Source organism: Arenimonas sp. (assembly GCF_035312645.1).
GTDB lineage: Bacteria > Pseudomonadota > Gammaproteobacteria > Xanthomonadales > Xanthomonadaceae > Arenimonas.
Genome location: NZ_DATGBO010000140.1, coordinates 38,040 through 64,526, shown reverse-complemented (window position 1 = coordinate 64,526; position 26,487 = coordinate 38,040). Strand labels below are relative to the sequence as shown.

At 64.9% G+C, this 26,487-nt stretch carries 23 protein-coding genes; 14 read left to right on the top strand and 9 right to left on the bottom strand.

The window, feature by feature from the left end; all coding sequences use genetic code 11:
* Positions 1-5 precede the first annotated feature (5 nt).
* From VKM35_RS12705 to VKM35_RS12695, 3 genes are all read left to right on the top strand, one after another.
* Positions 6-632: a 2-hydroxychromene-2-carboxylate isomerase gene (locus VKM35_RS12705; RefSeq protein WP_324321412.1), complete on the top strand. Its 627-nt coding sequence runs from the start codon at positions 6-8 to the stop codon at positions 630-632.
* A gap of 113 nt (positions 633-745) precedes the next feature.
* The gene (locus VKM35_RS12700; protein WP_414636658.1) at positions 746-1,114 is read left to right on the top strand and encodes a hypothetical protein; all 369 of its coding nucleotides are present in this window, start codon (positions 746-748) and stop codon (positions 1,112-1,114) included.
* 71 nt (positions 1,115-1,185) lie between these two features.
* Positions 1,186-1,950 carry a tetratricopeptide repeat protein gene (locus VKM35_RS12695; RefSeq protein ID WP_324321411.1) on the top strand — a complete coding sequence of 255 codons (765 nt, stop codon included), beginning with the start codon at positions 1,186-1,188 and terminating at the stop codon, positions 1,948-1,950.
* A gap of 7 nt (positions 1,951-1,957) precedes the next feature.
* Here the strand turns inward: VKM35_RS12695 and ppc are convergent, their stop codons facing one another.
* Complete coding sequence (gene ppc / locus VKM35_RS12690) at positions 1,958-4,687, bottom strand: phosphoenolpyruvate carboxylase (RefSeq protein ID WP_324321410.1); 2,730 nt, start codon at positions 4,685-4,687, stop codon at positions 1,958-1,960.
* 149 nt (positions 4,688-4,836) lie between these two features.
* Positions 4,837-6,201, bottom strand: a complete 1,365-nt coding sequence (locus tag VKM35_RS12685) for a glutamate--cysteine ligase (protein ID WP_324321408.1) — start codon at positions 6,199-6,201, stop codon at positions 4,837-4,839.
* Positions 6,202-6,337: 136 nt separating this feature from the next.
* Between VKM35_RS12685 and VKM35_RS12680 the strand changes: the two genes are divergently transcribed.
* Entirely contained in the window at positions 6,338-7,909 is a 1,572-nt protein-coding gene (locus VKM35_RS12680) for a peptide ABC transporter substrate-binding protein (protein WP_324321406.1), read from the top strand.
* Positions 7,910-7,997: 88 nt separating this feature from the next.
* The gene (locus tag VKM35_RS12675; RefSeq protein WP_324321404.1) at positions 7,998-8,918 is read left to right on the top strand and encodes an ABC transporter permease; all 921 of its coding nucleotides are present in this window, start codon (positions 7,998-8,000) and stop codon (positions 8,916-8,918) included.
* A gap of 29 nt (positions 8,919-8,947) precedes the next feature.
* Here the strand turns inward: VKM35_RS12675 and yihA are convergent, their stop codons facing one another.
* On the bottom strand, positions 8,948-9,535 hold the full coding sequence (yihA, locus tag VKM35_RS12670) for a ribosome biogenesis GTP-binding protein YihA/YsxC (protein ID WP_324321403.1): 588 nt from the start codon (positions 9,533-9,535) through the stop codon (positions 8,948-8,950).
* A 160-nt stretch (positions 9,536-9,695) separates the two neighbouring features.
* Here yihA and VKM35_RS12665 point away from each other — a divergent pair, with 160 nt between their 5' ends.
* The 6 genes from VKM35_RS12665 (at position 9,696) to VKM35_RS12640 (ending at position 14,469) form a co-directional block, all read left to right on the top strand.
* Positions 9,696-10,463 (top strand): c-type cytochrome, encoded by a 768-nt coding sequence (locus VKM35_RS12665; RefSeq protein WP_324321402.1) that lies wholly within the window; start codon positions 9,696-9,698, stop codon positions 10,461-10,463.
* Between the two features lie 99 nt (positions 10,464-10,562).
* On the top strand, positions 10,563-11,279 hold the full coding sequence (locus VKM35_RS12660) for a thiol:disulfide interchange protein DsbA/DsbL (RefSeq protein ID WP_324321400.1): 717 nt from the start codon (positions 10,563-10,565) through the stop codon (positions 11,277-11,279).
* 93 nt (positions 11,280-11,372) lie between these two features.
* Positions 11,373-12,116: an endonuclease/exonuclease/phosphatase family protein gene (locus tag VKM35_RS12655; protein ID WP_324321398.1), complete on the top strand. Its 744-nt coding sequence runs from the start codon at positions 11,373-11,375 to the stop codon at positions 12,114-12,116.
* 41 nt (positions 12,117-12,157) lie between these two features.
* On the top strand, positions 12,158-13,075 hold the full coding sequence (locus tag VKM35_RS12650; protein WP_324321396.1) for an ExeA family protein: 918 nt from the start codon (positions 12,158-12,160) through the stop codon (positions 13,073-13,075).
* A gap of 1 nt (position 13,076) precedes the next feature.
* Positions 13,077-13,778 (top strand): general secretion pathway protein GspB, encoded by a 702-nt coding sequence (locus VKM35_RS12645; RefSeq protein ID WP_324321395.1) that lies wholly within the window; start codon positions 13,077-13,079, stop codon positions 13,776-13,778.
* Between the two features lie 13 nt (positions 13,779-13,791).
* A complete protein-coding gene (locus tag VKM35_RS12640; RefSeq protein WP_324321431.1) occupies positions 13,792-14,469 on the top strand; it encodes a rhomboid family intramembrane serine protease in 678 nt (225 codons plus the stop codon).
* 28 nt (positions 14,470-14,497) lie between these two features.
* Here VKM35_RS12640 and VKM35_RS12635 read toward each other — a convergent pair whose 3' ends face one another.
* The 3 genes from VKM35_RS12635 to gpmI are packed head-to-tail and all read right to left on the bottom strand — an operon-like array spanning position 14,498 to position 17,706.
* Complete coding sequence (locus VKM35_RS12635; RefSeq protein WP_324321393.1) at positions 14,498-14,950, bottom strand: hypothetical protein; 453 nt, start codon at positions 14,948-14,950, stop codon at positions 14,498-14,500.
* A gap of 23 nt (positions 14,951-14,973) precedes the next feature.
* A complete protein-coding gene (locus VKM35_RS12630; protein ID WP_324321391.1) occupies positions 14,974-16,176 on the bottom strand; it encodes a murein hydrolase activator EnvC family protein in 1,203 nt (400 codons plus the stop codon).
* Positions 16,177-17,706, bottom strand: coding sequence for a 2,3-bisphosphoglycerate-independent phosphoglycerate mutase (gene gpmI, locus VKM35_RS12625; protein WP_324321389.1), 1,530 nt, complete (start codon positions 17,704-17,706; stop codon positions 16,177-16,179).
* A gap of 138 nt (positions 17,707-17,844) precedes the next feature.
* On the opposite strand from gpmI, the gene VKM35_RS12620 reads away from it, so the two are divergent.
* Together VKM35_RS12620 and VKM35_RS12615 are read left to right on the top strand one after the other, a co-directional pair.
* Positions 17,845-18,525, top strand: coding sequence for a hypothetical protein (locus tag VKM35_RS12620; protein WP_324321387.1), 681 nt, complete (start codon positions 17,845-17,847; stop codon positions 18,523-18,525).
* Positions 18,526-18,573: 48 nt separating this feature from the next.
* Positions 18,574-20,274 (top strand): M28 family metallopeptidase, encoded by a 1,701-nt coding sequence (locus VKM35_RS12615; protein ID WP_324321385.1) that lies wholly within the window; start codon positions 18,574-18,576, stop codon positions 20,272-20,274.
* 85 nt (positions 20,275-20,359) lie between these two features.
* Here the strand turns inward: VKM35_RS12615 and VKM35_RS12610 are convergent, their stop codons facing one another.
* Positions 20,360-21,283 carry an alpha/beta fold hydrolase gene (locus VKM35_RS12610; RefSeq protein ID WP_324321383.1) on the bottom strand — a complete coding sequence of 308 codons (924 nt, stop codon included), beginning with the start codon at positions 21,281-21,283 and terminating at the stop codon, positions 20,360-20,362.
* A 3-nt stretch (positions 21,284-21,286) separates the two neighbouring features.
* Positions 21,287-23,215 (bottom strand): M1 family metallopeptidase, encoded by a 1,929-nt coding sequence (locus VKM35_RS12605; RefSeq protein ID WP_324321381.1) that lies wholly within the window; start codon positions 23,213-23,215, stop codon positions 21,287-21,289.
* Positions 23,216-23,349: 134 nt separating this feature from the next.
* Here VKM35_RS12605 and VKM35_RS12600 point away from each other — a divergent pair, with 134 nt between their 5' ends.
* Complete coding sequence (locus VKM35_RS12600; protein WP_324321379.1) at positions 23,350-25,527, top strand: DUF5916 domain-containing protein; 2,178 nt, start codon at positions 23,350-23,352, stop codon at positions 25,525-25,527.
* A gap of 180 nt (positions 25,528-25,707) precedes the next feature.
* On the opposite strand, the gene ubiE is transcribed toward VKM35_RS12600, so the two are convergent.
* Complete coding sequence (ubiE, locus tag VKM35_RS12595; RefSeq protein WP_324321377.1) at positions 25,708-26,454, bottom strand: bifunctional demethylmenaquinone methyltransferase/2-methoxy-6-polyprenyl-1,4-benzoquinol methylase UbiE; 747 nt, start codon at positions 26,452-26,454, stop codon at positions 25,708-25,710.
* Positions 26,455-26,487: the final 33 nt, after the last annotated feature.

Here is a 26,487-nt window from a genome sequence, read left to right as displayed (position 1 = left end):
GGCGAGTGAACATCCGCTGGTACTTCGATTTCATCTCGCCGTTCGCCTACCTGCAATGGCCGAAGGTGCGCGCACTCGCGGCGCGGCAGCGCGTCGACTTCATGCCGATCCTGTTCGCCGGCCTGCTCGATCGCAACGGCAACAAGGGCCCCGCGGAAATCCCCGGCAAGCGGCTTTTCACCTATCGTCATGTGCTCTGGCAGGCGCAGCAGCAAGATCTGCCGCTGAAATTTCCGCCGACGCATCCGTTCAATCCGTTGCCAGCGCTGCGGCTTTGTCTTGCCGCCGGCAATTCGGCGGAAGCGATCGACGCAATCTTCCACTGGCTCTGGGCCGAAGGCCGTGCCGCCGACAGCCTCGAGGCAATCGCGCCGCTGGCGGCGGCGCTGGGCGTCGCCGATCCCACGCAGGCTTTGGCCGCCGCGGAAGTGAAGAATGCGCTGCGCGACAATTTCGAGCGGGCCGTCGCCGAAAACGTGTTCGGCGTCCCGACGCTCAGCGTCGATGGCGAACTGTTCTGGGGCAACGATGCCTTCGCCTTCGCACAGGCAGTGATCGCCGACCCGGCGATTCTTTCCGCGCCGGCGATGCAGGCCCTGTCCGCGTTGCCGATTGGTATTGCGCGACGCTGAGCGAATTCACCGACGCGAATGCGCCGCACTGAGCAAGGTAGAACTCCGTGCCGCGAGGACATGCCCGTCACGGCAATGGCGGTTAGAGTGTCGGCCTGCGGTCCGCCCGCCTCATGATCGCCACGCCGGAGAACACCATGGCCACCCGTTACTACATCCGCCTGCCCAACCCCGCGCTCGCCCGCGGCAACGACGACGCCCTCGCGTTCCGCAGCGAAAGCGCTGGCGAGCTGGCCACGGAACTCGAGCAGGCGCTGCGCACGACCGCGCTGTTCGATCGCTGGCGCGACCAGCAGGACGATCCCGAAGGCGTCGAGCCCGGTCTCGGCGCAACCGATCCGCAGGCCACGGTAGTCGGCTCGCAGCGGGACCTGGCGATCGATCTCGTTGTCACCACCCGCCTTCCCGGCGATCTGTTCAAGATGCGTCTGCGCTGGCTGGCTGGCTCGCACTGGCAGCTGCGCGACGTCAGCGCCGGCTGATCGCGACAACCAGCTACGGGCTGCGAAATCGCCCGGCTTGGATGACAATGGCGGCCTCATCTGGAGGTCGCATGCCCATCGCCGGACTCGGACTGCACATCATCATCGCGATCTTCTTCGCCGCGCATGCCGTGCGCAGCGGCCAGGATCGCTACTGGCTATGGATACTGTTCGCGTTTCCGGGGCTGGGCAGCCTCGTCTACGCACTGACGATCTGGTTGCCGGATGCGCGCAATACCCGCCAGGGCCAGCAGGTCGTACGCGGCGTCACCCGCCTGCTCGATCCAAGCCGCGAATTGCGCGCGGCGCAGGAGTCGCTGGAAGTCGCCGCCACGCCCGAACACCGCCTGCGTCTGGCCGATGCGTTGCTCAATGCCGATCGCGCCTCCGAAGCCGTGGTGCAATACCACGAGGTGATGCAGGGCATTTACGCGAAGGACCCGCAGATCCAGGTGCGGCTCGCGCATGCCCTGGTCGAATCGGGCAATCCCGGCGAAGCGCGCGGTCTGCTCGAAGCATTGATTCGTGACCAGCCCACGTTCAAATCGCCGGAAGGTCACCTGACCTACGCCCGCGCACTGGCCGCACTCGATGAACGCAGCAAGGCGCGCGAGGAATTCGAAGTACTGGTCGGCTACTACGCCGGTCTCGAAGCCCGCGCCTGCTACGCCGCCATCCTGCTGGCCTGGAACGATCGCGAACGCGCCCGCACGCTGGTCGCCGAAAGCCTCAAGCTCGCCCAGCGCATGCCGCGCTATTCGAAAAAGATGAATGCCGATTGGCTGAGCCAGCTCAAGCGTGTGGAAGCGCAGTTGACGAAAGCGCCGACTGCGTAGGCCATCGTCAGCCGGTGTTCTGCACGCCGGCCGCGATCCCGTTCACCGTCGCCACCAACGCGGCGAACAAGGCATCTTCTGGCCGACCGGCCTCGCGCCAACGTGCAAGCAGATCGACCTGCAGCAGGCTGATCGGATCGACATAGGGATTGCGCAGGCGGATCGAACGGCGAAATCTGCGATCGCCCTCAAGCAACCCGGTCTGCCCCTTGATCATCAGCAACGCTTCGCGGGTACGCGAAAATTCTTCGGCGATGCGTGGATACAGTTGTGCGTGCAGCGGGCCGGCGAGCTGCGAGTAGCGCTCGAAGATCGCCATGTCGGATTTCGCCAGCACCATTTCCAGGTCGTCGAGCATCATCACCAGGAACGGCCAGTCGCTTGCCATTTCCTGGATCGTCGCCAGGCCGTGTTCGGCGATCGCCGCACTCAAGCCGGTGCCGGCGCCATACCACGCCGTCAGGCCGGCACGATTCTGCGACCACGAAAACACCCAGGGAATCGCCCGCAGGCTGTCGACGCCACCACTGCCGCCGCGTCGTGATGGCCGCGAACCGATGCGCAGCCGCTCGATCACGTCGATCGGCGTCGCCGCACGGAAGTACTCCGGGAATTCCGGCGTGTCGTAGACGAGGCCGCGGTAATGACCGCGCGCGACTTCGGCCATGACGGCGACGATTTCGCGCCAGCGCACCTCGCGTGGCTCCGCTGCGCGTGGCCGCAGCGTCGCGCGCAGCACCGCACCGGCGGCCTGTTCGAGATTGCGCAGCGCGATCGCGCGGATGCCGTATTTGCGATGGATGACTTCGCCCTGTTCGGTCACGCGCAGCACGCCGTTGATCGATCCACGCGGCGCCGCGATCACCGCGCGTTCGGTCTTGCTGCCGCCGCGCGACACCGAACCGCCACGGCCATGAAAATAGCGGATGACGATGCCGGCCTGCGCAGACAGTTCAGTCAACTCCACCTGCGTGCGCTGCAGCGCCCAGCGCGAGGCGATCAGGCCGCCGTCCTTGGCGCTGTCGGAATAGCCGAGCATCACCCACTGCACACCGCCGCGGCGCGCGAGGTGATCGCGATACGCTGGCTCGGCAAACAAGGTGCGCAAGACATCCTGCGATGCCTGCAGGTCGGCGACGGTTTCAAACAGCGGCGCGATGTCCAGCGGCACCGCGCCATCGCCATCGACGCATCCGCCCAGCCGCGCAAGCGCGAGCACGGCCAATACGTCGGCGGCGCTGCGGCTCATGCTGATGATGTAAAGGCCGAAGGCGACGCGCCCGTAGCGCGGCAACGACGCCGCCATCGTGCGGAACACCGCCAGTGTCGCGACAGCAGCCGGCGCGTCAGCCGCGGAGACGCACGCATTCGCCAGAAGCAATGGCCGCAGCAATGCCAGCCGCTGCTCGATATCGCGCGCCGCATAGCCGGCATCAGCAAACAAGGCCGCCAACGCGATGTCGTGCTGGCGCGAATCCTGGCGCACATCCAGCGTCGCCAGATGAAATCCGAAGCAGCGCGCGCGCCGCAATACACGACGCAGCGCAAACCAGCCGGCCTGTTCACCGTGATGGCTGCGCAGACTGTCGCCGATCAGTTCGAGGTCGGTGGTGAATTCCGCGGCATTGCCGTAGCCCGATGCAAGACCGGCCTCCGTCGCACGCAGGCGTTGCACGATCAGATCGAGCAGCGCGCGATAGGGCATGTCCTGCCAACGCGGTCGTGGCCGCGTTTCCGGCGGCAGCAGCGCGCGGTAGTCGTCGATCCGTGCCAGCACCGCCGCGGAAATCGCCACCCGCGTCGCCGACTGGCTCAGCAATTGCGCGAGGTTGCGCAGATCGGCGCGATACGCAGCCAGCACCAGCGCGCGCTGCGTGGCCAGCGTCGCCGCGATGGTTTCCGCGCCGACGTTGGGATTGCCGTCCATGTCGCCGCCGACCCAGGAGCCGAAGCGCAGCAGTCCGTCGGGTGATGCGACGCCGGGAAAATTTTCGCCGAGCGCATCCTCGAATATTTCGTGGAAGACCGGCAGGATCCGGTACAGCACTTCGGTCAGATAGAAACTGACATGCTCAAGCTCGTCGGCGACGGTCGGCTTTTCCGGCGCCGATTCCTCGGTCTGCCAGGCGGCAGTCAATGCGGTGCGAATGATCGCAAGATCGGCGCGGCGCTCGGCCGGCGTGCGTTGCTCGTCGAAACCCGCGACCAGGGCGCGGACGATCATGCGCTCCTTTTCCAGCAATGCCCGTCGCACCGCTTCGGTCGGATGCGCGGTGAACACCGGCTGCACCAGGCAGTCGGCGAGCGCTGCGCGCAATTCGTCGGCATCGACGCCTGCATCACGCAGTGCCGCCGCGACCTCGCGCAGACCACCGGGTTGCGCGCTGGCGCCGGCACGCTGGTAATCGCGCTGGCGGCGGATGCGATGCACGAGCTCGGCGAGATTGACCGCGGAAAAATACGTCGCGAACGCGCGTACCAGATCCTCGGCGCGCGCCAGCGGCAGATGGCTCAGTTGTTGCGCGAGCACCTCGACGCCACCATCGCTCTCGCGACGCGCGATCGCCGCCTTGCGGATGCGTTCGACCTCGGCGAGAAAATCCGCGCCGACCTGTTCGGAGAGAATTTCGCCGACCAGCGCACCGAGCCGACCGACATCCTCGCGCAATGGCTCGTCGGTGACCGGAAAATCGATCTCGCGCTGGCTATCGTCGACGGGGGCGGCGGGCAACGGCATGCGGCGGATTCTCGCGGCGGGCGTTGCGTACAACTTACCGTAGATCGGTCGTCTTTTTTACCCCTGCAGGAGCGACGCAAGTCGCGATGTCTTTGGCGCTGATGGGATGTCGCGACTTGCGTCGCTCCTACATTGCTCCTACGCGCCCATCAATATGCGAATTCGCGAAACAGCGGATCCACCGATCCGCCCCATTCGCCGTGATAGAGCGCGAGCTTGCGTTCGGCCGGGGTCTGGTTGGCCATCGCGAATTCGATCAGCGGTTCGAGGAACACAGCTTCGCTGGCGCCGGTGCGGTTGAGGCGATTGCGCCGCGCCAGGCCCTGGCCAGAAATCTTCAATGCCTCGATGGCGATATCGCGCAGCGTGCCGCCACGATGCGGCACCTTGAAGCCAAGCCTCGGCACGTTGTCGCGCAGGGCATTGCGTTCGGCCATGGTGAAATCCTTGACCAGATCCCAGGCCGCATCCAGCGCGACATCGTCGTAGAGCAATCCGACCCAAAATGCCGGCAGCGCGCACAGGCGATTCCACGGGCCGCCGTCGGCGCCGCGCATCTCCAGATATTTCTTCAGGCGCACTTCCGGAAACGCCGTGGTCATGTGGTCGCCCCAGTCCTTCATCGTCGGCAATACGCCGGGAAGATTGGGCAATTTGCCGGCGAGGAAATCCTTGAAGCTGCGGCCGGCGCAGTCGATGTACTCGCCGTCGCGATAGGTGAAATACATCGGCACGTCGAGCAGGTAGTCGACGTAGCGCTCGAAGCCGAAGCCGTCCTCGAAGACGAAATCGAGCATGCCGGTACGGTCGGGATCGGTGTCGGTCCAGATATGCGAGCGATAGCTGAGGTAACCGTTCGGCTTGCCCTCGGTGAACGGCGAATCGGCGAACAGCGCGGTGGCGATCGGCTGCAGCGCCAGCGACACGCGGAATTTCTTCACCATGTCGGCTTCGGAAGCGAAGTCGAGATTGACCTGCACGGTGCAAGTGCGCGTCATCATGTCGAGGCCGAGACCGCCGACCTTGGGCATGTAGTCGCGCATGATCTGGTAGCGGCCCTTGGGCATCCACGGCATTTCGTCGCGACGCCATTTCGGCTGGAATCCCATGCCGAGAAAACCGAGCCCGAGTTCTTCGGCGACAGTTTTCACTTCCTGCAGATGCTGCATGGTTTCGCAGCAGGTTTCGTGCACGTTCTTGAGCATCGCGCCGGAGAGTTCGAACTGCCCGGCCGGCTCCAGCGTCACCGAGGCGCCATCGCGCAGCAGCGCGATGACCTTGCCCTTCTCTTCGTATGGCTGCCAGCCGAAACGGGTGAGGCCGCGCAGCATCGCTTCGATGCCGCGCTCGCCTTCATAGGTCGGCGGGCGCAGGTCGTCGAGACGGAAGCCGAATTTTTCATGCTCGGTGCCGATGGTCCACTGCTCGCGCGGGCGGGCGCCGGAGGCGTGAAACTCGACCAGCTGTTGCTTGCTGGCGATGGGAAGCTCTTTGACGTTGCTCGGACCGGACACGGGCGCGCCCTCTTCAAGATGGATACGTTAGTTGGGGGCGAGGCCCTACAATCGCAAGGCGACGGTCGCCCCGGCCGAAACCTTCGTCACGGCAGGAGCCCGTTTGCCAGCGATCACCCCGCCCCGAGTGTACCCGTTGCCTGCGATCGGCTTGCTGCTGGCGTTGCTGCTGGCGATTTCCGCCACCGCCACGGCGCAGACGCTGCTGCGCGGCAACGGCCCGGAGCCGTCGACACTCGACGCGCATCGCTGCCCGGAAGTGAGTTGCGGCAACATCCTGCGCGACCTTTACGAAGGCCTGGTCACGGAAGATGCAAAAGGCCAGCTGATTCCCGGCATGGCCGAACGCTGGGAGCTGTCGGGCGACGGCCGCGAATGGATTTTTCATCTGCGCAATGGCTTGCGCTGGTCGAACGGCGAGGCCTTGACTGCCACGCAGATCGTCGCGAGTTTTCGGCGCGCGTTCGCGCCGGCGACCGCTGCACCTTTCGCCGTGCATTTCACCGCGATCGAAAATGCCGAAGCGGTGCAGCAGGGGAAATTGCCGCCGGAACGATTGGGCATAACCTCGCCGGATCCGCGCACAGTGGTGTTCCGCATCACCCGCAGCGTCGCGTTGCCGCAGTTGCTGCTGTTGCCGATCGCGTATCCGGTGTATCTGCCGGCGCTGGAGAAATTCGGCGCGCAACACACGCGCCCCGGAAATCTGGTCAGCAATGGCGCTTATCGCCTGGAGGACTGGCGGCCGCAGGCGCAGGTGAGCCTGCTGCGCAACGCCTGGTTCCGCGATGTCGCGCCGATCGAACACGTGCGCTATCTGGTGACAGAAGACGCCGCCAGCGAATTGCAGCGCTTCGAGGCCGGCGACCTGCATATCACCGAGACCGTGCCGCCGCAGCCGCTGGCGCTGCTGCGTCCGCGCTTCGGCACGCAACTGCGCATCAGTCCATATCTTGGCGCGATGTGGATCGGATTGAATCTCGACAAGCCGCCACTGCGCGGCAACGCCGCCTTGCGCGAGGCGTTGTCGCTGGCGATCGATCGCGACAAGCTCACGCGCTACATCACTGGCCTCGGCGAAAGCCCTGCTTACGGTTTGATTCCACCCGGCGTCGCCGACTATCGACCGGTGTCGCTGCCTTGGGCAGGCGCCACGCAGGCAGCGCGCGAAGCGCTGGCGCGGCAGCGTTATCGCGAGGCGGGATACGGCGAAGCGCAGCCGCTGCAGATCGAACTGCGTTACAACACCTCGACGCCGCTGCGCCGGATGAACCTTGCGGTCGCGGCGATGTGGCGCGAGGTGCTTGGTGCGCAGGTGACGCTGCGCAACGAGGAGTGGAAAGTCTTCGTCGGCAACCGCAAGCAGCGTGTGATCACCCAGGCGTTTCGCGGCGGCTGGATCGCCGACGTCAACGACGCGCGCAATTTTCTCGCCAATTTTGAAACCGGTTCGATCACCAACTGGAGCGGCCTGCATGATCCGGGTTTCGATGCACTGATCGCTGCCGCCGATGCCGCGCCCGACCTGCAGCAGCGCGGACAGAAGTTGCAGCAGGCGGAAGCGCGCGTACTGACGCAGCAGGCGATCATCCCGGTGTATTTCTACACATCGAAACATCTGGTGCGCCCGGAAGTGCAGGGTTTCGAGGCGAATGCGCTCGATCATCATGCGAGCCGGTTTCTGCGCTTGGTGGAGATGCGACGGTGATTTTTCCTGTGGTCGCGATTGCCATCGCTCCTACGGGGCGATGCCGCAGGAGCGATGGCAATCGCGACATCTGCGAGCGCGGCGCGCAATGAAGCGCATCGCCCTGCTCGTTCTCGAAGCCGCGCTCACGCTCTGGCTGCTCGCGACGCTGTGCTTTTTCCTGTTGCACGCCGCGCCCGGCGGGCCGTTCGATAGCGAGAAAGCGGCGCCGCCTGAAGTGCAGGCGGCGCTGGATGCGCAGTACCGGCTCGACCAGCCGCTGCTGCAGCAATACGCGCGCTGGCTGGGCGATGTCGTGCGCGGCGATCTCGGGCCTTCGTTCCAGTATCCCGACTATCGCGTCAACGAATTGATCGCTTCGAGTCTGCCGGTGTCGCTGATCAATGGCAGCTGCGCATTGTTGCTGGCCCTGCTGCTGGGCATGCCGCTAGGTGTGTGGGCGGCGTTGCGCGCGGGGCGCTGGAGCGATCGCCTGCTGATGTTCGGCGCCGGGCTGGGTTTGGCGATGCCGAAATTTGTGGTCGCGCCGCTGCTGATCCTGGTGTTCGCGGTGACGCTGCGCTGGTTGCCGGCCGGTGGCTGGGACGGTGGCTGGCGCAGCGCGTTGCTGCCGATCGTCGCACTGACCCTGCCCAACCTCGCGTACTGCGCGCGGCTCACGCGCGCCAGTCTGCTCGAAGTGCTGGATGCCGATTACCTGCGCGCGGCGCGCGGGCGTGGACTGTCGGAAGCACGATTGTTGTTCGCGCATGCGCTCAAGCCAGGACTGTTGCCGGTGATCGCCTGGCTGTCGCCGGCGCTGATCAACGTCGTCAGCGGTTCGGCGGTGGTCGAGCAGGTGTTCGGAATTCCCGGCATCGGCCGCTACTTCGTCCAGGGCGCACTCAACCGCGACTACACGCTGGTGCTGGGCGTGGTGCTGGTGATCGGCCTGGCGATCGTGGTGATCAACTTCATGGTGGACGCGTTGCGCGGATGGCTGGATCCACGGCTGCGGGATTCCGCGTGAGCCTCTGATCGCGCGATCGGTGCGGCGTGCTACAGCTGCAGCCAGCCAGCGACGACCTTGCGCGCTTCGTCGATGCCGATCTTGGTTTCGGCGGAAAACAATTGCGCGGTGGCGACGCCGCCCAGAGCCTTGCGCACTTCCAGCAGCGTCTTGGCCTGCGGGCCGCGGCCGAGCTTGTCGGATTTCGTCAGCAGGCAGTGCGCGGGCAGGCTGCGGTTCTTGGCGAAATCGAGCATTTGCAGGTCGTATTCGCGTAGCGGATGACGGACATCCATCACCACGATCAGGCCCGCCAACGAAGCGCGGACCTGGAAATACTGGTTGATGAACTGCTGCCAGTGCAGGCGCACCTGCTCGGGCACCTTGGCGTAACCGTAGCCGGGCAGATCGACCAGGTAGCGTTCGGGCTTGGCTTCGAAATACACCAGTTGCTGCGTGCGACCCGGCGTCTTGGACGTGCGCGCCAGCGACTTCTGGTGGGTCAGGGCATTGAGGGCGCTGGACTTGCCGGCGTTGGAGCGTCCGGCGAACGCGACCTCGAGGACGGTATCGACCGGCAACTGCTTGATCGCATCGGCGGAAAAGCGGAATTCGGCTTGGGCGAGAGGATTGGCCATGCCGGCATCTTACGCGAGCGCGGCGCGGCGCCGTTCCCGAGCAACGCCCGAGCCGGCGACGCACCGGGCTTTCATTGACCCCGCGCAGCCGGGACTGGGATAATCGCGCCCTTGCATGCGGCCCGCGCATGCCCCGCAACAAGCTGTCCGGAGCTCATCCATGAAGTTCTTGCGCATCCTCGGTATGGCCAGTGCCGTGCTCGTCACGACCGCCGTCGCCCAACAGGCCGCCACGGTAACGCCACTGCCCGATCCTGCGCCGGCCCCGGCCGCAGCCATCGCTGCGGCAGCGGCTGCCGATGCCAAGCCGGCGACCTTCGGCGACGTCAAGGCCGGCCAGACCAAGGCCGGCGCCTGCGCCGCCTGCCACGGCCTCGACGGCAATTCCTCCGATCCGCAATACCCGCGCCTGGCCGGCCAGCACGAGCGCTACATCTGGCGCCAGCTGAAGATGTTCAAGAGCGGCGAGCGCAACAACGCCATCATGATGGGCATGGGCGCGCCGCTGAGCGAGCAGGACATGCGCGACATCGGCGCCTATTTCGCGACCCAGAAAGCCGTGCCCGGCGTCGCCGACGACACCAAGATCGCGACCGGTCCGAACCAGGGCCGCAAGTTCTACCAGGTCGGCGAGTCGATCTTCCGCGCCGGCAAGCCCGAAGCCGGCGTCCCGGCCTGCATGGCCTGCCATGGCCCCAGCGGTCGCGGCAATCCGGGCCCGTCCTATCCCTCGATCGGCGGCCAGCACGCCGGTTACACGGTCGCCAAGCTGCAGGCGTTCCGCGGCGGCGAGGTCTGGGGCAAGGCTGGCAATGCCAACGTGATCATGAGCGGCATCGCCCACAACCTCAGCGATGAGGAAATCCAGAGCTTGGCCACGTACATCGAAGGCCTGCACAACAGCCGCGCCGCCGCCAAGGCCGAGTAACGCAGTTAAAGTTCCCGATCACGCCGCTTGCGCGCCAGCCACGATTCAGCCGACCGTCGGCATGGTGTCGCCGGTTCGCCCCTTTCCCAGGAGATTTCCATGTTCCGCCGCGCCCTGATCGCACTGCTGCTGCTTGTTCCCCTGATCGCCTGCGCGCAGTCGCCAGCCCCGCCGGCGATCCCCGCCAACGCCGAGCCGCGTCTGGGCGTCGACTACGAAATCCTCGAAACGCCGCAGCCGACCTACGGCCAGGGCAAGATCGAAGTCGCGGAAGTTTTCAGCTACATGTGCATCCACTGCGCGCACTTCCAGCCGTCGGTGAATGCCTGGAAGAAAAAGCTGCCGGCCGACGTCCGTTATGAATACGTGCCGGGTGTGTTCGGTGGTGCCTGGGACAGCTTCGCCCGCGCCTACTTCGCCGCCGAGATCATGGGCGTGCAGCCGCGCACGCACGACGCGGTGTTCAAGGCGATCCACATCGACCACGTGCTCAAGACCGGCAGCCTCGAGGAAATCGCCGACCTCTACGGCACCATGGGCGTGGACCGCAACAAATTCCTCGCGACGATGAACAGCTTCGCCGTCACCGCCAAGCTCAACCGCGCCAAGCAGTTCGCGGTGCGCACCGGCGTCAACGCCACGCCGACCCTGATCATCGCCGGCAAGTACCGCGTGCTGGCCAGCCAGGATCGCGGTCTGGAATACATGTTCACCACCACCAACTTCCTGCTTGCACGCGAGCGTGCGATGGCCAAGCCGGCCGCCGTGGCTCCAGCCAAACCGGCAGTCACGAAGCCGGCCGCCAAGAAGGCATAACGCTTCGTCTGCCGTTTCGAGAAAAAGGCCGCATCGCGGCCTTTTTCTTTTCCCGGGGCTTGCGGCCGCCCCGATCGAGCGCGAGGATGCCCCATGCCATCGCCCGACGCCACGTCGTTGCGCCTGCTGAGCTGCAACATCCAGGCCGGATCGAGCACCCGCGCCTACCGCGAGTACGTGACACGCAGCTGGTCGCATGTCCTGCCCAACGGCAAACGCGCCAATCTCGACAGCCTCGCCGAACTGTTCCGCCCCTTCGACATCGTCGGCCTGCAGGAGAGCGACCCCGGCAGTCTGCGCTCGGGTTTCAGCAATCAGAGCGATTACCTCGCCGAACGCGGCGGCTTCCCGTTTTTCAGCCACCAGGCCAACCGACGCATTTCGCGCATCGCGGGCAGCGGCAACGCCCTGCTCAGCCGTCTGGCGCCGAACGATCTGCTCGACTACGCCCTGCCCGGCCGCGTCGCTGGGCGCGGCGTGCTGATCGCCAACTTCGGCAGTGGCGACGATGCCTGGCAACTCGCCATCACCCATCTGTCGCTGGGCGCACGCTCGCGACAACTGCAACTGGCCTTTCTCGCCGAGTTGCTCGCCGAACAAAAACGCCTCGTGCTGATGGGCGATTTCAATTGCGCGGTCGATGCGCCGGAAATGGCTTCGCTGTATCGGCGCACGCGGCTGCAGCCACTGGATCACTGCCCGCCGAGCTTTCCGAGCTGGGCGCCGGACCGGGCGCTGGACCATATCCTCACCGCCGGTTTCCGCAGCGCCGACTATCGCGCGCTGCCCGCTGCCGGTTCCGATCACCTGGCCGTGGCGATCACGCTCCATCACTGAGCCGGGTTGGGCCGCTGGCGCGGATGCCCTACTCTTGGCGCATGTACCTCACACATTACGGCCTCGCCGAGCCGCCTTTCGCGATCACGCCCGATCCGCGCTTCGTGTTCCTCAGCGAACACCACCGCGACGCGCTGGCGCATCTGCTTTACGGCATCGGCCAGGGCGGCAGCGGCGGTTTCGTGCAGCTCACCGGCGAGGTCGGCACCGGCAAGACCACGCTCTGTCGCCTGCTGCTCGAACAACTGCCGGCGAACGTGCGCGTGGCATTGGTGCTCAATCCAAAACAAACGCCGCTGGAATTGCTGACCACGATCTGCGAAGAACTGCATATCGATCTGCCCGGAAAACGCCGCAGCCTGAAGATGGAAATCGATGCGCTCAACGCGCACTTGCTCGATGCGTATGCGCAGGGGCTGCGCGTGGTGCTGATTGTCGACGAGGCGCAGGAATTGTCGCGCGAAGCGCTGGAGCAGATCCGCCTGCTCACCAATCTGGAAACGCCGACGCAGAAATTGCTGCAGATCGTCCTGCTCGGCCAGCCGGAACTGCGCGACACCTTGTCGCGGCCGGCGTTGCGGCAACTGGCGCAACGCATCACCGCGCGCTACCACCTCACGCCGCTGGCGCCCGAGGAAACCGAGGCGTATCTGCGCCATCGCCTGACGATCGCCGGGGCGAGCGCATTTCCTTTCGAAGCGCCGGCGGTGCGGCGATTGCATGCGCTGTCCGGCGGCGTGCCGCGTCTGCTCAATGTGCTCGGCGAGCGCAGCCTGCTCGCCGGTTATGTGCACGGGCGCGGGCGCATCGACGCAGCGCTGGTCGATCTCGCCGCGCGCGAAGTATTGCCGCCGATCGATGCGCGCGAACGCCGCTGGCGCGTGTTCGGCTGGAGCCTCGGTCTCGGCGCGCTGACGATCGTCGCGCTGTGGCTGACGCTGCACACGGGAGTCCGCTGAGATGTCGCTGATCCTCGACGCCCTGCGCAAGTCCGAAGCCGAACGCCGGCGCGGACAATCGCCCGACCTGTTCGCGCCATCGCCGATGGTGACCCCGCGCGTGGCGCGACGAGGGATCCAGACCTGGCAGGTGGTGATCGTGATCGCGGCGATCGCATTGCTGGCCGGTGTCTGGTGGAACCTGCGCGCGACCGGCGCGGCGACGGATGAATCGATCGCGTCGATACCGGTACTGACGGAACCGAAGCCGGCACCGGCATCCGCAGCCACAGTTGTCGCTGCGCCGCTGCCCACGCGTCACGATGACCCGTCCGCAAGATCGGAGACCGCGCCAGCCTTGGTCGCGGCCAAGACCGCTCCTACGGTGGCTGCAGCGCCGGTCACGCCGTCCACGACGCCTTCCGCGCAACTCCCGCCGCCCATTCCACCGTCGGCGTCCACATCCGCCGCGACCACCAACAGCGATGCCGACGAAGCCTTGCCGAACATCGCCGCGCTCGACGATGCGCAACGCAGCGCTCTGCCCGCGCTCAAGATCAGCATGCATGTCTGGTCGGCGACGCCGGCGCAGCGTTTCGCGATCGTCGACGGCCAGCGCGTCACCGAAGGTTCAAGCCTGTCGGGCAACATCGTTTCGGAAATCCGTCGCGACGGCATCGTGCTCGACATCAACGGCCGCCGCTACCTGCTGCCCCGCCCCTAGGATCGTCCGCATGCTGTTCGTCGACCTGCCCACGCGCAAGCAACCGAAACGTCGCTGGGCGGCACCCTTGCTCGCGCTGATCGCGATCGGCGTCTACGTCTGGATGGCCTGGGGCCACGGCGATGCCGAACACCAGGCGCTGCTGCAGCGCTGGGGTGCGGTCTCCGGGAACCCGACCGACTGGCACCTGCTCTGGCGCAACGGTCGCTTTCTCAACCTGGTCACCGCGCTGTTCGTGCATGCCAGTCTCTGGCATCTGATCAGCAACGGTTTGTTCCTGATCATCTTCGGCGTGCCGGCCGAACGCGCACTCGGCTCCTGGCGATTGCTCGCGCTGTTTCTGATCGGCGGCGCGCTCGCCAACTTCGCGGCGGCATTGCTGATGGACAGCCCCGGCCGCGTGATCGTCGGCGCCAGCGGCGGCATCTCGGCAATGATCGGCGCCTATCTCGTGTTGTTTCCGAATGCGCGCCTGGGCATCGTCGTGCCGATGGGCCTGTGGCTGGAATTCGTGCGCGCGCCGGCGGCGCTATTGATCGGTTTGTGGGCGGCGCTGCAATTGGTTTTCACTTTCGTCGGCCCCTCGTTCGGCGCCGTCGCCTGGTGGGCGCATCTGGCCGGATTCATGGTCGGCGTGGTGATGGCGTTCGGTTTCCGGCCGGCGCTGGCGCGGAAAAAACGCGGCGCGTGAGTTCATCGCTGGATCGATACAAAAGCGCTCACGATGTTTGGTCACCGCGTTGCATGATCTCTTGATTGAATCTCTTGACCAGTGCGGTTTCCTCCAAGGAAACATAGCTCATCAGTTGATAATAATCAGACACCGCTCGATCCAGAAGGTCCTTCGCCGCCTCCTTCGGATCAAATGACACGCAATCGTCGCCCGACGCATTCATATGCTTCGTGCGGTTTTTCGGCAGATTCATGGTGTCTGCCATTTTTCTTCGGGTAATGGTTTCTGCACCGTCGTTGGATCGATCTGCGATAGCAACAGCGACGGATCTCGTGTTTTCGAACGATGGTTCTCCGCCAAGCCTTGTGACGTAGTTTCCAAGAATTTCCTCCGCCGCTCCTGCGAGGTGGAGACTCGAAAAGTAGGAATCACCCCGGAAATAAAGATCCAGCGCCCGATCCAGTAACTCGGCGGCAATATTGATCTTCTCGACTGACATGGGATCGTCCTCGTTCGCGCCGATTACCTCTTCAGCCAACTCCGCGGATCCTGCGGCTGGCCGTTGCGGCGCAATTCGAAATACAGCGCCGGCCGGCCCTGTCCGCCGGAACTGCCGACCGTGGAAATCGCTTCGCCGGCGCGGACGCTGTCGCCGGTGTTTTTCAGCAGCGCGTCGTTGAATGCATACAAGGTCATCCAGCCGCCGCCGTGGTCGATGATCAGCAGCAGGCCGTAGCCTTTCAACCAGTCGGCATAGGCGACGCGGCCGGCATTGACCGCGTGCACTTCCGCGCCGGCGTTACCGGCGATCAGCAGGCCCTGGCTGGTGTGACCATCCGGCATCACGCCGCCGTAGCCGGCTAGGACGGTACCGGCCAGCGGCAGATTCATCGGGCCGGTCGGAATCGCGGCATTGCCCACCGTCGGCGGCAGGCGCGCGCCGCTGGGACGCGTCGAATGCGTCGGCGGCGGCAACGGTTTCGGTTTCGGCATCTGCGCCATCAGTTTGCGCAGGCGCTCGAGCAGGGCGACGGTGCTTTTTTCGTCGCGACCGAGCGCATCGATCTGCTGGCCGCGATCGCGCGCCTGCGCCGCCAGCGTCGATACCAGCTTGGCGCGTTCCTGCTTCTGCGCTGCCAGCGCACCCAGCTGCGTGCGTTGCCGGCCGCGGGCGAGTTCGAGCTGCTGCTGTTGCGCTCGCACCTGGTCGGCGACGATGGCCAATGATTGCAGCTCAGCGGTCAGCCCGCTGATGCGTTGTTGCCGGTCTTGCTGGAAATAGCGGTGATAGACCAGTACGCGCGCGAGATCGCTCATCCGATCCTGCTCGAGCAACAATTTCAGTTGTTCGCTCTTGCCCAGCGCATAGGCCGAACGCACCAGCCGCGCCAACTCCTCGCGTTGCCGGCTGAGCTTGCTCTCGAGCTCCAATTGCTTCTGCTGCAGATCCTTGAGTTGCGCCTGCAGTGCGGCGATCTGCGCCTCGGTGTCGTGCAGCGCGTGCTGCGACCCCGCAACCTTGCCGTCGACCGCGCGCAACTCGCTGTTGGCCGTATCGCGGTCGGCCTCGATCTTTTTCTGCTCTTCGCTGAGCGATTTGATCTCGCCGCGCACCTGCGCCAATTGTTTTTGTGCGGCCTGATCCTGCGCGCGCTGCGCCGCCGTCTGCGCCTGCGCCGATGTCGCGGCCAGGGCCAACAGTGCGATCAGCAGAAAACGTCGCACTCAGCCCAACTCCACCAGCGGGCGACCGGTCATCTCGACGGGAATCGCGAGGCCGAGCAGGTAGAGCATCGTCGGAGCGATATCGCGCAAGGCACCGCCCTCGCGCATTTTTCCGGTGCGGCCCACATACACCAGCGGAACCGGACCGACCGTATGCGCCGTATGCGGCTCGCCGGTAATCGGGTCGCGCATCATTTCCAGATTGCCGTGGTCGGCAGTGACGATCATCTCGCCACCGACCTCCTGCAGCGCCGCGCGGATTTCTCCCAGCGCCACGTCCACCGCTTCCGCTGCCTTGATCGCCGCGTCGAGCAAGCCGGAATGCCCGACCATGTCGGGATTGGCGATGTTGCAGATGATCACGTCGTGGCGCTGCGCCCGGATGTCGGCACAGAGCGCGGCGGTAAGTTCCGGGCAGCTCATTTCCGGCTGCAGGTCGTAGGTCGCGACTTTCGGCGAGGGAATGAGCAGACGATCTTCGCCGGCCTCGGGTTGCTCGCGGCCGCCGCTGAGGAAGAAGGTCACGTGCGCGTATTTTTCCGTTTCGGCGATGCGCAACTGGCTGAGGTGATTCGCCGCCAGTACTTCCGACAACGTGTTGCGCAGATCCTCGGAGGCATAGGCGACCGCCGCCGGCAGGCGGGCGTCGTATTCGCTGAGACAGACGAAACGCGACAGCGCGATCGCGCGTGGACGCATGAAGCCGGCGAAATCCGGTTGCACGAAACAAGCGGTGAGTTCGCGGGCACGATCGGCGCGGAAATTCATGAACACCACGGCGTCGCCGTCGGCGAATTTCGCACCGGAACCAATGACCGTCGGCTTGACGAATTCGTCGGTCTCGCCACGCGCATAAGCCGCTGTCAGTGCAGTAAGCGCATCGGCGCTGTGAAACTCGGATTGCGCTTCGGTGATCGCCAGGTACGCCGGCGCGACGCGCTCCCAACGTGCGTCGCGATCCATCGCGTAATAGCGACCGCTGACGGTCGCGATGCGCGCGTTGCCGGCGTTCGCGCAAGCAGCAGTGAGGGCGGCCAGGCTGGCTTCCGCGGATTTTGGCGGCGTGTCGCGGCCGTCGAGGAAGGCATGCACGGCGACTTCAGCAACGCCTTGCCGGCGCGCGAGCTCGATCATCGCGAACACGTGCGTCTCGTGGCTGTGCACGCCGCCCGGCGAGAGCAGGCCGAAGATATGCAGGCAACGGTTCGCCGCCTTCGCGCCGGCGCAGGCGGCGGTCAGCTCCGGGTTGCTGAAGAAGCTGCCGTCTTCGATCGCCGCATCGATGCGGGTCAGGTCCTGATAGACGATGCGGCCAGCACCGATATTCATGTGCCCGACTTCGGAATTGCCCATCTGCCCCTCGGGCAGACCGACGTGGCGGCCCTCGGTATGCACCAGCGTGTGTGGATAATCGGCGAGCAGACGGCGCCAGTTCGGCACTTCGGCCAGCGCGATGGCGTTGTCGGCGCGTTCGATGCGGTGGCCCCAACCGTCAAGAATCAGCAGCAGCAAGGGTTTGGGGCGGGCCATGGGCACTCCTGACGTTCGGCACGGGACGATTGTAGCGAACAGGCCTAGAAAGGGTTCGCCAGAAAAGCTTCCTGCCCTGGCCGTAAACCTTTTCCCGAACCCCGGCATCCGAGCCACGACCCTCAACGGAGACACCCCATGCGCCGCACCCTGCTCGCCCTCGCGCTCTGCCTCGCCGTTACCGGCGCCCAGGCCCATGACGACGACGATGACAACGACACCTCCCGCATCAATGGCGGCGTGCACGCCGAAGCCGGCAAGAATTACGGCGATCTGAGCACGGTCAACGGCGGCATCAGTATCGATACCGGCGCCGTGATCAAGGACGCCGATACCGTCAACGGCGGCATCGACATCGACGACAAGGCGCAACTGCACAACGCCAACACCGTCAACGGCGGCATCACCGCTGGCGCTGGCGTGCAGGTGAGCAAGGATCTGGAAACCGTGAACGGCGGCATCCGCGTCGGCTTCAACTCGCACGTTGGCGGCGACATCAGCACCGTCAACGGCGGCATCCTGGTGCAGCAGACCGAAGTCGGCGGCCGCGTGCACACGATCAACGGCGACATCACCATCGGCGCGAAATCGCATGTCGCCGGCGGCATCCTGGTCGAGAAGCCGAACAATGGCGGCTTCAACATCAGCTTCGGCAAGCAGCGCACGCCACGCGTGGTGATTGGCCCGAACGCCGTAGTCGATGGCGAGTTGCGCTTCGAACGCGAGGTGGAATTGTTCGTGCATCCCAGCGCGAAGATCGGCAAGGTCATCGGCGCAACCGCCAAGCCTTACACCGATACCCTGCCCGCACGGCCGTAAGCGGCGGCAGTACGTTTAGAATGCGGGTCTCGCCGGTGGGAGACCCGCATGATTCGAGCCTCGTTCTGCCTGGTGCTGGCACTGGGCCTTTGCGGCTGCCAACCAAGCGCCATGCACATCACCGAAGCGTCGCTGGTCTCGGCCAATGAACGCGCCGGCCACGCCTTCGGACCGGAAATTTCCGCCGAGGATTTCGCGGCCCACGTAAAGGTTCTCGCCTCCGATGATTTCGGCGGCCGCGCGCCAGGCAGCGCCGGCGAAGACAAGACCGTCGAATACCTGCGCGAGCAGTTCCAGCGCCTAGGCCTGCAGCCGGGCAATGGCGACAGCTATTTCCAGACCGTGCCAATGGTCGAAACTACCGCTGACGTCGCGCACAGCATGCTCGCGATCGTGCAGCACGGAAAATCGCAGGCGCTGCGTTTTGGCGATGATCTCATCGTCAACACCCGTAGCGGCCAGGCCGATATCGCCGTACGCGACAGCGCGATGGTCTTCGTCGGCTATGGCGTCAATGCGCCGGAGCTGGGCTGGAACGATTACGCCGGCATCGACGTGCGCGGCAAGACCGTGGTGATGCTGGTCAACGATCCCGGCTTCCATTCCGGCGACGAAAACCTGTTCGAAGGCCGGCGCATGACGTATTACGGCCGCTGGACCTACAAGTTCGAAGAAGCCGCGCGCCAGGGTGCCGCCGCGGCGATCATCGTCCACGATACGTCCGGTGCCGGCTACGGCTGGGACGTGGTGAAGAGCAGCTGGAGCGGCGCGCAATTCGACCTTCGCAGCGAAGACGACCCGCAGCCGCGTCTGCCGATGCAGGGCTGGATCAGCGGCGCCGCGGCGCAGACGATGTTCGCGAGTGCGGGGCTTGATCTCGCGACCATGTATGCCGCCGCCGGCAAGCGCGGTTTCCATGCATTGCCGCTGGGCGATGCCCACTTCGACGCGCAATTGCACAACACAATCCGGGAATCGTCCTCGCGCAATGTCGTTGCGAAACTGCCGGGCAGCAAATATCCCGATGAAGCCATCGTCTACAGCGCGCACTGGGATCACCTCGGCACGCACTCCGGCGAGCCCGGCGACAACATCTACAACGGTGCGGTCGACAATGCCACCGGCGTCGCCGGCGTGCTGGAAATCGCCGAGCAATTCACCGTGCTCAAGCCCGCACCCGAACGCAGCGTGATCTTTCTGCTGGTCACGCTGGAGGAATCGGGGCTGCTCGGCTCGCAATATTACGTCGCGCATCCGCTGGTGCCGCTGGCGAAAACCGTGGCGGTGGTGAACATCGACGCGATGCCCGTGGTTGGCCCGACCCGCGATCTGGTAGTGGTCGGCCTCGGCAATTCCGATCTCGATGCCGTGCTGCGTCCGATCACCGACAAGCAAGGCCGCGTGCTGGTGCCGGAAACGTCGCCGGAGAAAGGGCAGTTCTTCCGTTCCGACCATTTCAGTTTCGCCAAGGCTGGCGTGCCGGCGCTGTACGCGAAAGGCGGCACCGACCATATCGAGAAAGGCCGCGACTATGGCCTGTCGGTACTCGCCGATTACACCGCGCACCGTTATCACCAGGCCAGCGACAACTACGATCCGGCCTGGGATCTGCGCGGCATCGTGCAGGACCTCAACGCCCTGTATGGCGTCGGCAAGAAACTGGCGATGAGCCGCGACTGGCCGAATTATCGCGAAGACAGCCCGTTCCGCGCGCTGCGCGATGCGTCGCGCAAAGGCGAGCAGCCTTGATGTTGACGAATGCTCTGTAGGGTCGCCAGCAAGCTGGCTCCTACGTGCGCTCGTAATTTGTAGGAGCCAGCTTGCTGGCGACCGGCTACTTCACGAACGCGTTCAACGCTTCCGCGACATTGCCCGGCTGCGCCATCATCGGCATGTGGCCGCAGCCGGCGAGCAACACGGTCTGGCTGTCATGCAGGCCTTGGTGGAAAATTTCCGCGGCGCTGACGTCGACCACGCGGTCATCGCGACACCACAGCAGCAGCACCGGCGCCTGGATGTTCGGCAATTCGGCCTGCAGTGCGAAGGCTTCGGGACCGCGGCCGATACCATCCAGCACCTTCTGTTCGAAGGCGACGTCGGCGCGGCGGCGGCGCACCATCGCCTCACTCGCCGGCCAGGGCACGAACGGCGGATCGGTGAAGACGATGCCGAGATAGCGCTGCAGTTGCGCACGCGTGGTCACTTCGAACGGGTTGCGACCAGCGACGACTTCGCGGCCGAATTCGTTTTCATGAAACAACACACCGGCCGACGACATCAGCACGACGCGCGTCACCAATTCCGGTCGCCGCGCCGCGAGCAGGCCGACGATCTGTCCGCCCATCGAATGACCAACCAGCAGTGCGGGTTTTTCCTTCAGCGCGGCCAGGAAGGCAGCAAGACGAATCGCCTGCGCACCGGGGCCATAGTCGCCGTCGGGTTTGCGTTCGCTCTCACCCCAGCCGGGCAGGTCGGGTGCGACGACGCGATGCGTCTTCGCCAACTCGCGCATCAGCGGCAGCCAGTTTTCCTTGCTGCCGGTAAAGCCGTGCACGAGTACGAGCAGCGGCCCGTGACCCGCCTCGATGTAACTCCAGCGATGGTCGTCGACCTGCAGCGTGTGCTGGCTGGCACCGGCCAGCCAGCGCTGCCGCGCGAACTCGGCATCGAGCACGCGCTCGGGCATGGTCACCGCCACGCCCACCGTCGTCAGCGCCAGCCCCAGTGAAACCGCCAGCGCGACGCGACCCTTCCGCATCGATCAGGGCGTCTTCTTGTCGGCCAGCGCCGCTTCGACCGAAGCGATCGTGATCGGGTGATACGCCGCACGCGCCTTGGCAAACTCGCCGCGGGCAAATGCCAGGCCATCAGGCGTCTTCGCCAGTTCGGTGTAGATCGGCATGATCAGCTTGCGCCGGCCGATGCGGCTGACGAACTGCGAGATCGCCGGGCGCGCCTGCGTGTAGCCGCTGCGGATGGTCAGCGGATACCAGCGCTGGGCGATTTCGGCGTTCGGCGTACCGGTGAAATGGAAGGCCGCGTCGAGCTCGGTCAACTGGTCGGCGGAAAGTTTTTCCGGCATGCCTTCGAGGAAGCGCACCCATTCCTGCGTGGTCCACTTGGACGTGTCGAAATCGCCGGCCTTCATGTGGCCGCCCAGCCAGTGCGTGCGATCTTCATCGACGCTGTCGAAACGCGCCGACGCCGCCGGTGTCGCGAACGCCGGGATGCCCGGGCCGTGCAGCCAGGCGTTGATTTCCTCGGGCGTGGTCTTGCCGGGATTCTTCTCGATCAGCTCGGCATGAAGGAAGCGCTCGAACTCAGCGCTGTCCTGACTGGTGAAGGCGTGATCATCAAACCACTTGCGCAGGAAGGCGTCGAAGGTTTCGCGGCCGTAACGTTGTTCGAGGAAGGTGAGGAACCACTGGCCCTTGATGTAGGCGATCGAGGTCAGCGCGTCATCGGGGTCGCGACCGGTCAGCGGCGCCAGCGCGAGCAGCTGGTCGTCGGGCTTGATGTCCTTGATCTCTTCGGCGAGGCCGTGCTGCGCAATCACTTTTTCCATGTCGGAAGCATCGGCGCCGTAAAGCGATTCGACGATGCGGTCCTGCACGTAGGTGGTGAAACCTTCGTTGAGCCAGATGTCCTTCCAGCTCGAATTGGTCACCAGGTTGCCCGACCAGCTGTGCGCGAGTTCGTGCGCGATCAGGCTGACCAGGGATTTGTCGCCGACGATCACGGTCGGCGTGGCGAAGGTCAGGCGCGGATTTTCCATGCCGCCGAACGGGAACGATGGCGGCAGCACGAGGATGTCGTAACGGCCCCAGCGATACGGGCCGTACAACTTCTCGGCGGTATCGATCATCTTGCCGGTGTCTTCGAATTCCTTCGCGGCCTTGTCGGCCATCGCCGGCTCGGCCCAGACGCCGGCACGTTCGTTGATCGGGCGGAACACCAGGTCGCCGGCGGAAATCGCCAGCAGGTAGGACGGGATCGCCTGCGGCATCGAGAAACTGTAGTCGCCGTCACGCACGGCTTTCGGATCGTTGTCGGCGCTCATCACCGCCATCACGTTGCTCGGCGTGGTGATGTGCGCGCTGTAGGTGAAGCGCACGCCGGGGGTGTCCTGCAACGGGACCCAGCTGCGCGCGTGGATGGCTTCGGACTGGCTGAACATGAACGGTGTTTTCTTGCCCAGCGTCATCGCCGGCGTCAGCCACTGCAGGCCGCTGGCTTCGGGCGAGGTGCTGTAGCTGATGCGCACCTGCGGCATCTGGCTGGGCAGAGTGATGGTGAGCTTGCTGCCGTAGATCGGCGCGGGCGCGGCGAGCTCAAACGGCACGTCCTGCCAGGTCTTGCCGTCGCCGGCCTCGACCTTGGCGATCTTGAGCTCGCGGGTGTCGAGCACCAGCGCGGTGGCGGCGCTGTCTTTCCAGGTGAGGTCGAGCGTGGCGCTGCCAGCGAGGATCTTCTTCTGGAAATCCACGGCCAGATCGAGCGCCAGATTCTTGATCACGACCTTGTCGGGTTCGGCGTAGGAGCTTTCATCGTGCACGAGGGCGGCCTTCGCGGGTTCGGCGGCGGGCGTGGCCGTCGCGGGCGGAGCAACGGTGGCGACAGGCGTAGCGGGCTTCTGGCAGGCCGCCAGGGGCAGGAGGGCAGCAGCGAGCATCAGGACGGGCAGGCGCATGGTCGTGTCGTCGGTGGCGGAAGAGGAGGCGAGTTTAGCCCGGTCGGAGCAAAAGGTTTAAATGACTAATGCCATGGGACGGGGTGTCGTTCAGGCCCTAGCCTTCCGGCATCTCCCGGGGAATCCAAATCGTCATGCGCCTGCTCTCATTTCCCCTGCTCGTCCTGTTGCTTGCCCAGGCCGGCGTGGCCCGCGCCGCCGACCCGGTCGATGTTCCGCACCTGGACGGCAAGCCGAAGATCGATGGCCGCATGGACGAGCCGTTCTGGCAGCAGGCCGCGCATTTCGAGCTGACTTACGAAACAAAGCCGGGCGAGAACACTCCCGCCAGCACCAAGACCACCGTCTACATCGGCGAGAACGGCAGCGAGCTGCTGGTCGCGTTCGTCGCCGAGGATCCCGATCCGAAGCAGATCCGCGCCTACCTGCGCGATCGCGACAGTGCCTACAACGACGACTTCGTCGGCATGAACCTCGACACCTTCGACGACCAGCGCCGCAGTTACGAGCTGTATGTGAACCCGCTCGGCGCGCAGATGGATCTGGTCTACGAAGAAGCCAACCACAACGAGGACGACTCCTGGGACGGCCTGTGGCAGTCCGCCGGCGAGATCAACGCCAAGGGTTACATCGTCGAGATCGCGGTGCCGTTTTCCACGCTGCGCTTCAAGAGCAGCAAGGATGCGCAGCAATGGGGCGCCGATTTCGTGCGCTTCCGTCCGCGCGAAAACCGCTACCGTCTGTCCAACAACATCCAGGACCGCAACAAGCCCTGCTATCTGTGCGGCATCGGCAAGCTGCGCGGCTTCGCCGGCATCGATCCGGGCCGCAACCTCGAGATCGCATCGACCGTGACGATGCACTATTCGCAGGAGCGCAACGCGCCGGCGACGCCGTTCACCAGCGACGGCTTCAAGGTCGAGCCGGGCGTCGACGTGAAGTGGGCGCCGAGCACCAACTTCACCCTCAACGCGACCATCAACCCGGATTTCTCGCAGGTCGAGAGCGACAGCTCGCAACTTTCCGTCAACAACACCTTCGCGCTGTTCTTCCCGGAAAAGCGCCCGTTTTTCCTTGAAGGCGCCGACTACTTCAGCACGCCAAACCAGCTGGTCTACACGCGCAACGTCAACGACCCCGATGTCGGCCTGCGCGCCACCGGCCGCAACGGTCAGCAGACCTATGGCGTGTTCGTCGCGCGCGACACCGTCACCGACCTGCTGCTGCCGGGCGTGTTCGGCTCACGACTCGCGCGCTACGACACCGCCTCCAACGACGCCGCGCTGCGCTATCGCTACGACCTGACCAATACCGCCAGCGTCGGCGTGCTCGCCACCGAGCGCCGCGGCGACGATTACCACAACAGCCTGCAGGCCGTGGACGGCCGCTGGCAGCAAGGGCACCACACCGTGATCGGCCAGTTCATGAGCTCGAGCACGCACGATCCGGGCAAGGCCAGCATCGACGGCGACGCCTACTACGTCGAATACGACTACGATTCGCGCAACTGGTCTGGCTTCTTCTTCCGCAACAAGTTCGACGACGGTTTCCGCGCCGATCTCGGCTTCATCGGCCAGGTCGGCTACCAACAGAACTACTTCGGGCTCAATCGCGCCTGGTACGGCGACAAGGACAAGTTCTTCAACCAGATCCGCCTCAGCGCGCGCTGGAACGACGATCGCACCAGCGACGGCACCCTGATGCAGCTCAAGCGCGAGATCTTCCTCGGCGCCAACGGCCCGCTGCAAAGCTACATTGAGCTCGGTCACGTCGAACGCGACCGGCAATGGCGCGGCCAGCGTTTCCCGGAAAAAATCAACCGCATCTATGGCGAATTCAAGCCGGTGCGTGGCGTCGGCCTGACCTTGTTCGTGCGCCATGGCGACATGACCGATCTGGCCAACACCCGGCTCGGCAAAGTCACCTCGATGGAACCAACCATCACGCTCAACCTCGGACGATCGTTGAGCCTGACGGTCGATCACAACTACGAGCGCCTGAGTCGCGATGGCGGCAATGTCTACGTCGCCAACCTCACCGACCTGCGCCTGTCCTGGCAATTCAGCCTGCGCCAGCGCCTGCGCCTGGCGCTGGTGCGCAACGACATCACTTTCGACCCGCGCCTGTCCTCGTTCCCGGTGCCGGAGCGCGATCGCTCGATCAGCAGCCAGCTGATCTACAGCTACAAGATCAATCCGGGCACGGCGTTTTTCGCCGGCTATGCCGATGGCTACCAGGGCGACGAGACCACGCCGCTGTTCCAACGCGAACGCACCCTGTTCATGAAATTCGCGTACGCGTGGGAGCGGTGATTTGACCTGACAACGTAGAAGCGATGGCGTTTTCAACGGCGAAGCCGGTCGTCGCGACAATTCGGCGAGTAGCGGTTACGACAACATCGGCAGTCCTGCCGTAATGCCTATCTCGCCAGCCCTGGTCGCGGCTCACGCCGCTCCTACGAGACCACCATCGCAATCATGAGATGCCGGTGATCAGACGCTGTAACCCGAATGGATCGCGACGATGCCGCCGCTGAGGTTGCGGTGCGTGCAGCGGGCGAAGCCAGCCTTGGCCATCATCGCCTGCAATTCTTCCTGCGGCGGATGCTTGCGGATCGATTCGGCGAGGTATTGATAGCTGTCGGCATCGTTGGCGAACAGCTTGCCGAGTTTCGGCAGCACCTTGAAGGAATGGAAATCGTAGATCGGCCGGAACCACTCCGGCTTCACCTGCGAGAACTCCAGCACCAGCGCGCGACCGCCGGGCTTGAGGATGCGACGCATCTCGTTGAGTCCGGCCTGCTTGTCGGTGACGTTGCGCAGACCAAACGCGATCGTGACCAGATCGAAACTCGCGTCGGGAAACGGCAGCGCTTCGGCATTGAGTTGCACGTAACGCAGGCCGCGCACCAGTCCGCGATCGGTGAGGCGATCGCGACCGACGCCAAGCATGGCGGCGTTGATGTCGCCGATGACCACCTCGCCGGCATCGCCGACGCGTTCGTGCAGCAGCGCAGCGATATCGCCGGTGCCGCCGGCGAGATCGAGCACGCGGTCGCCGCGTTTCACGCCCGAGGTGCCGACGAAGTAGCGCTTCCAGACCCGGTGCACACCCAGCGACATCAGGTCGTTCATCAGGTCGTACTTGGCCGCAACCGAAGAGAAGACCTCGCCGACGAGCTTTTTCTTCTGCTCGACCGGCACGTCGCGGAAACCGAAATGGGTGGTTTTTTCGTCCATGCCGGCATTATTCCACGGCCGGGGCCCGTTCGT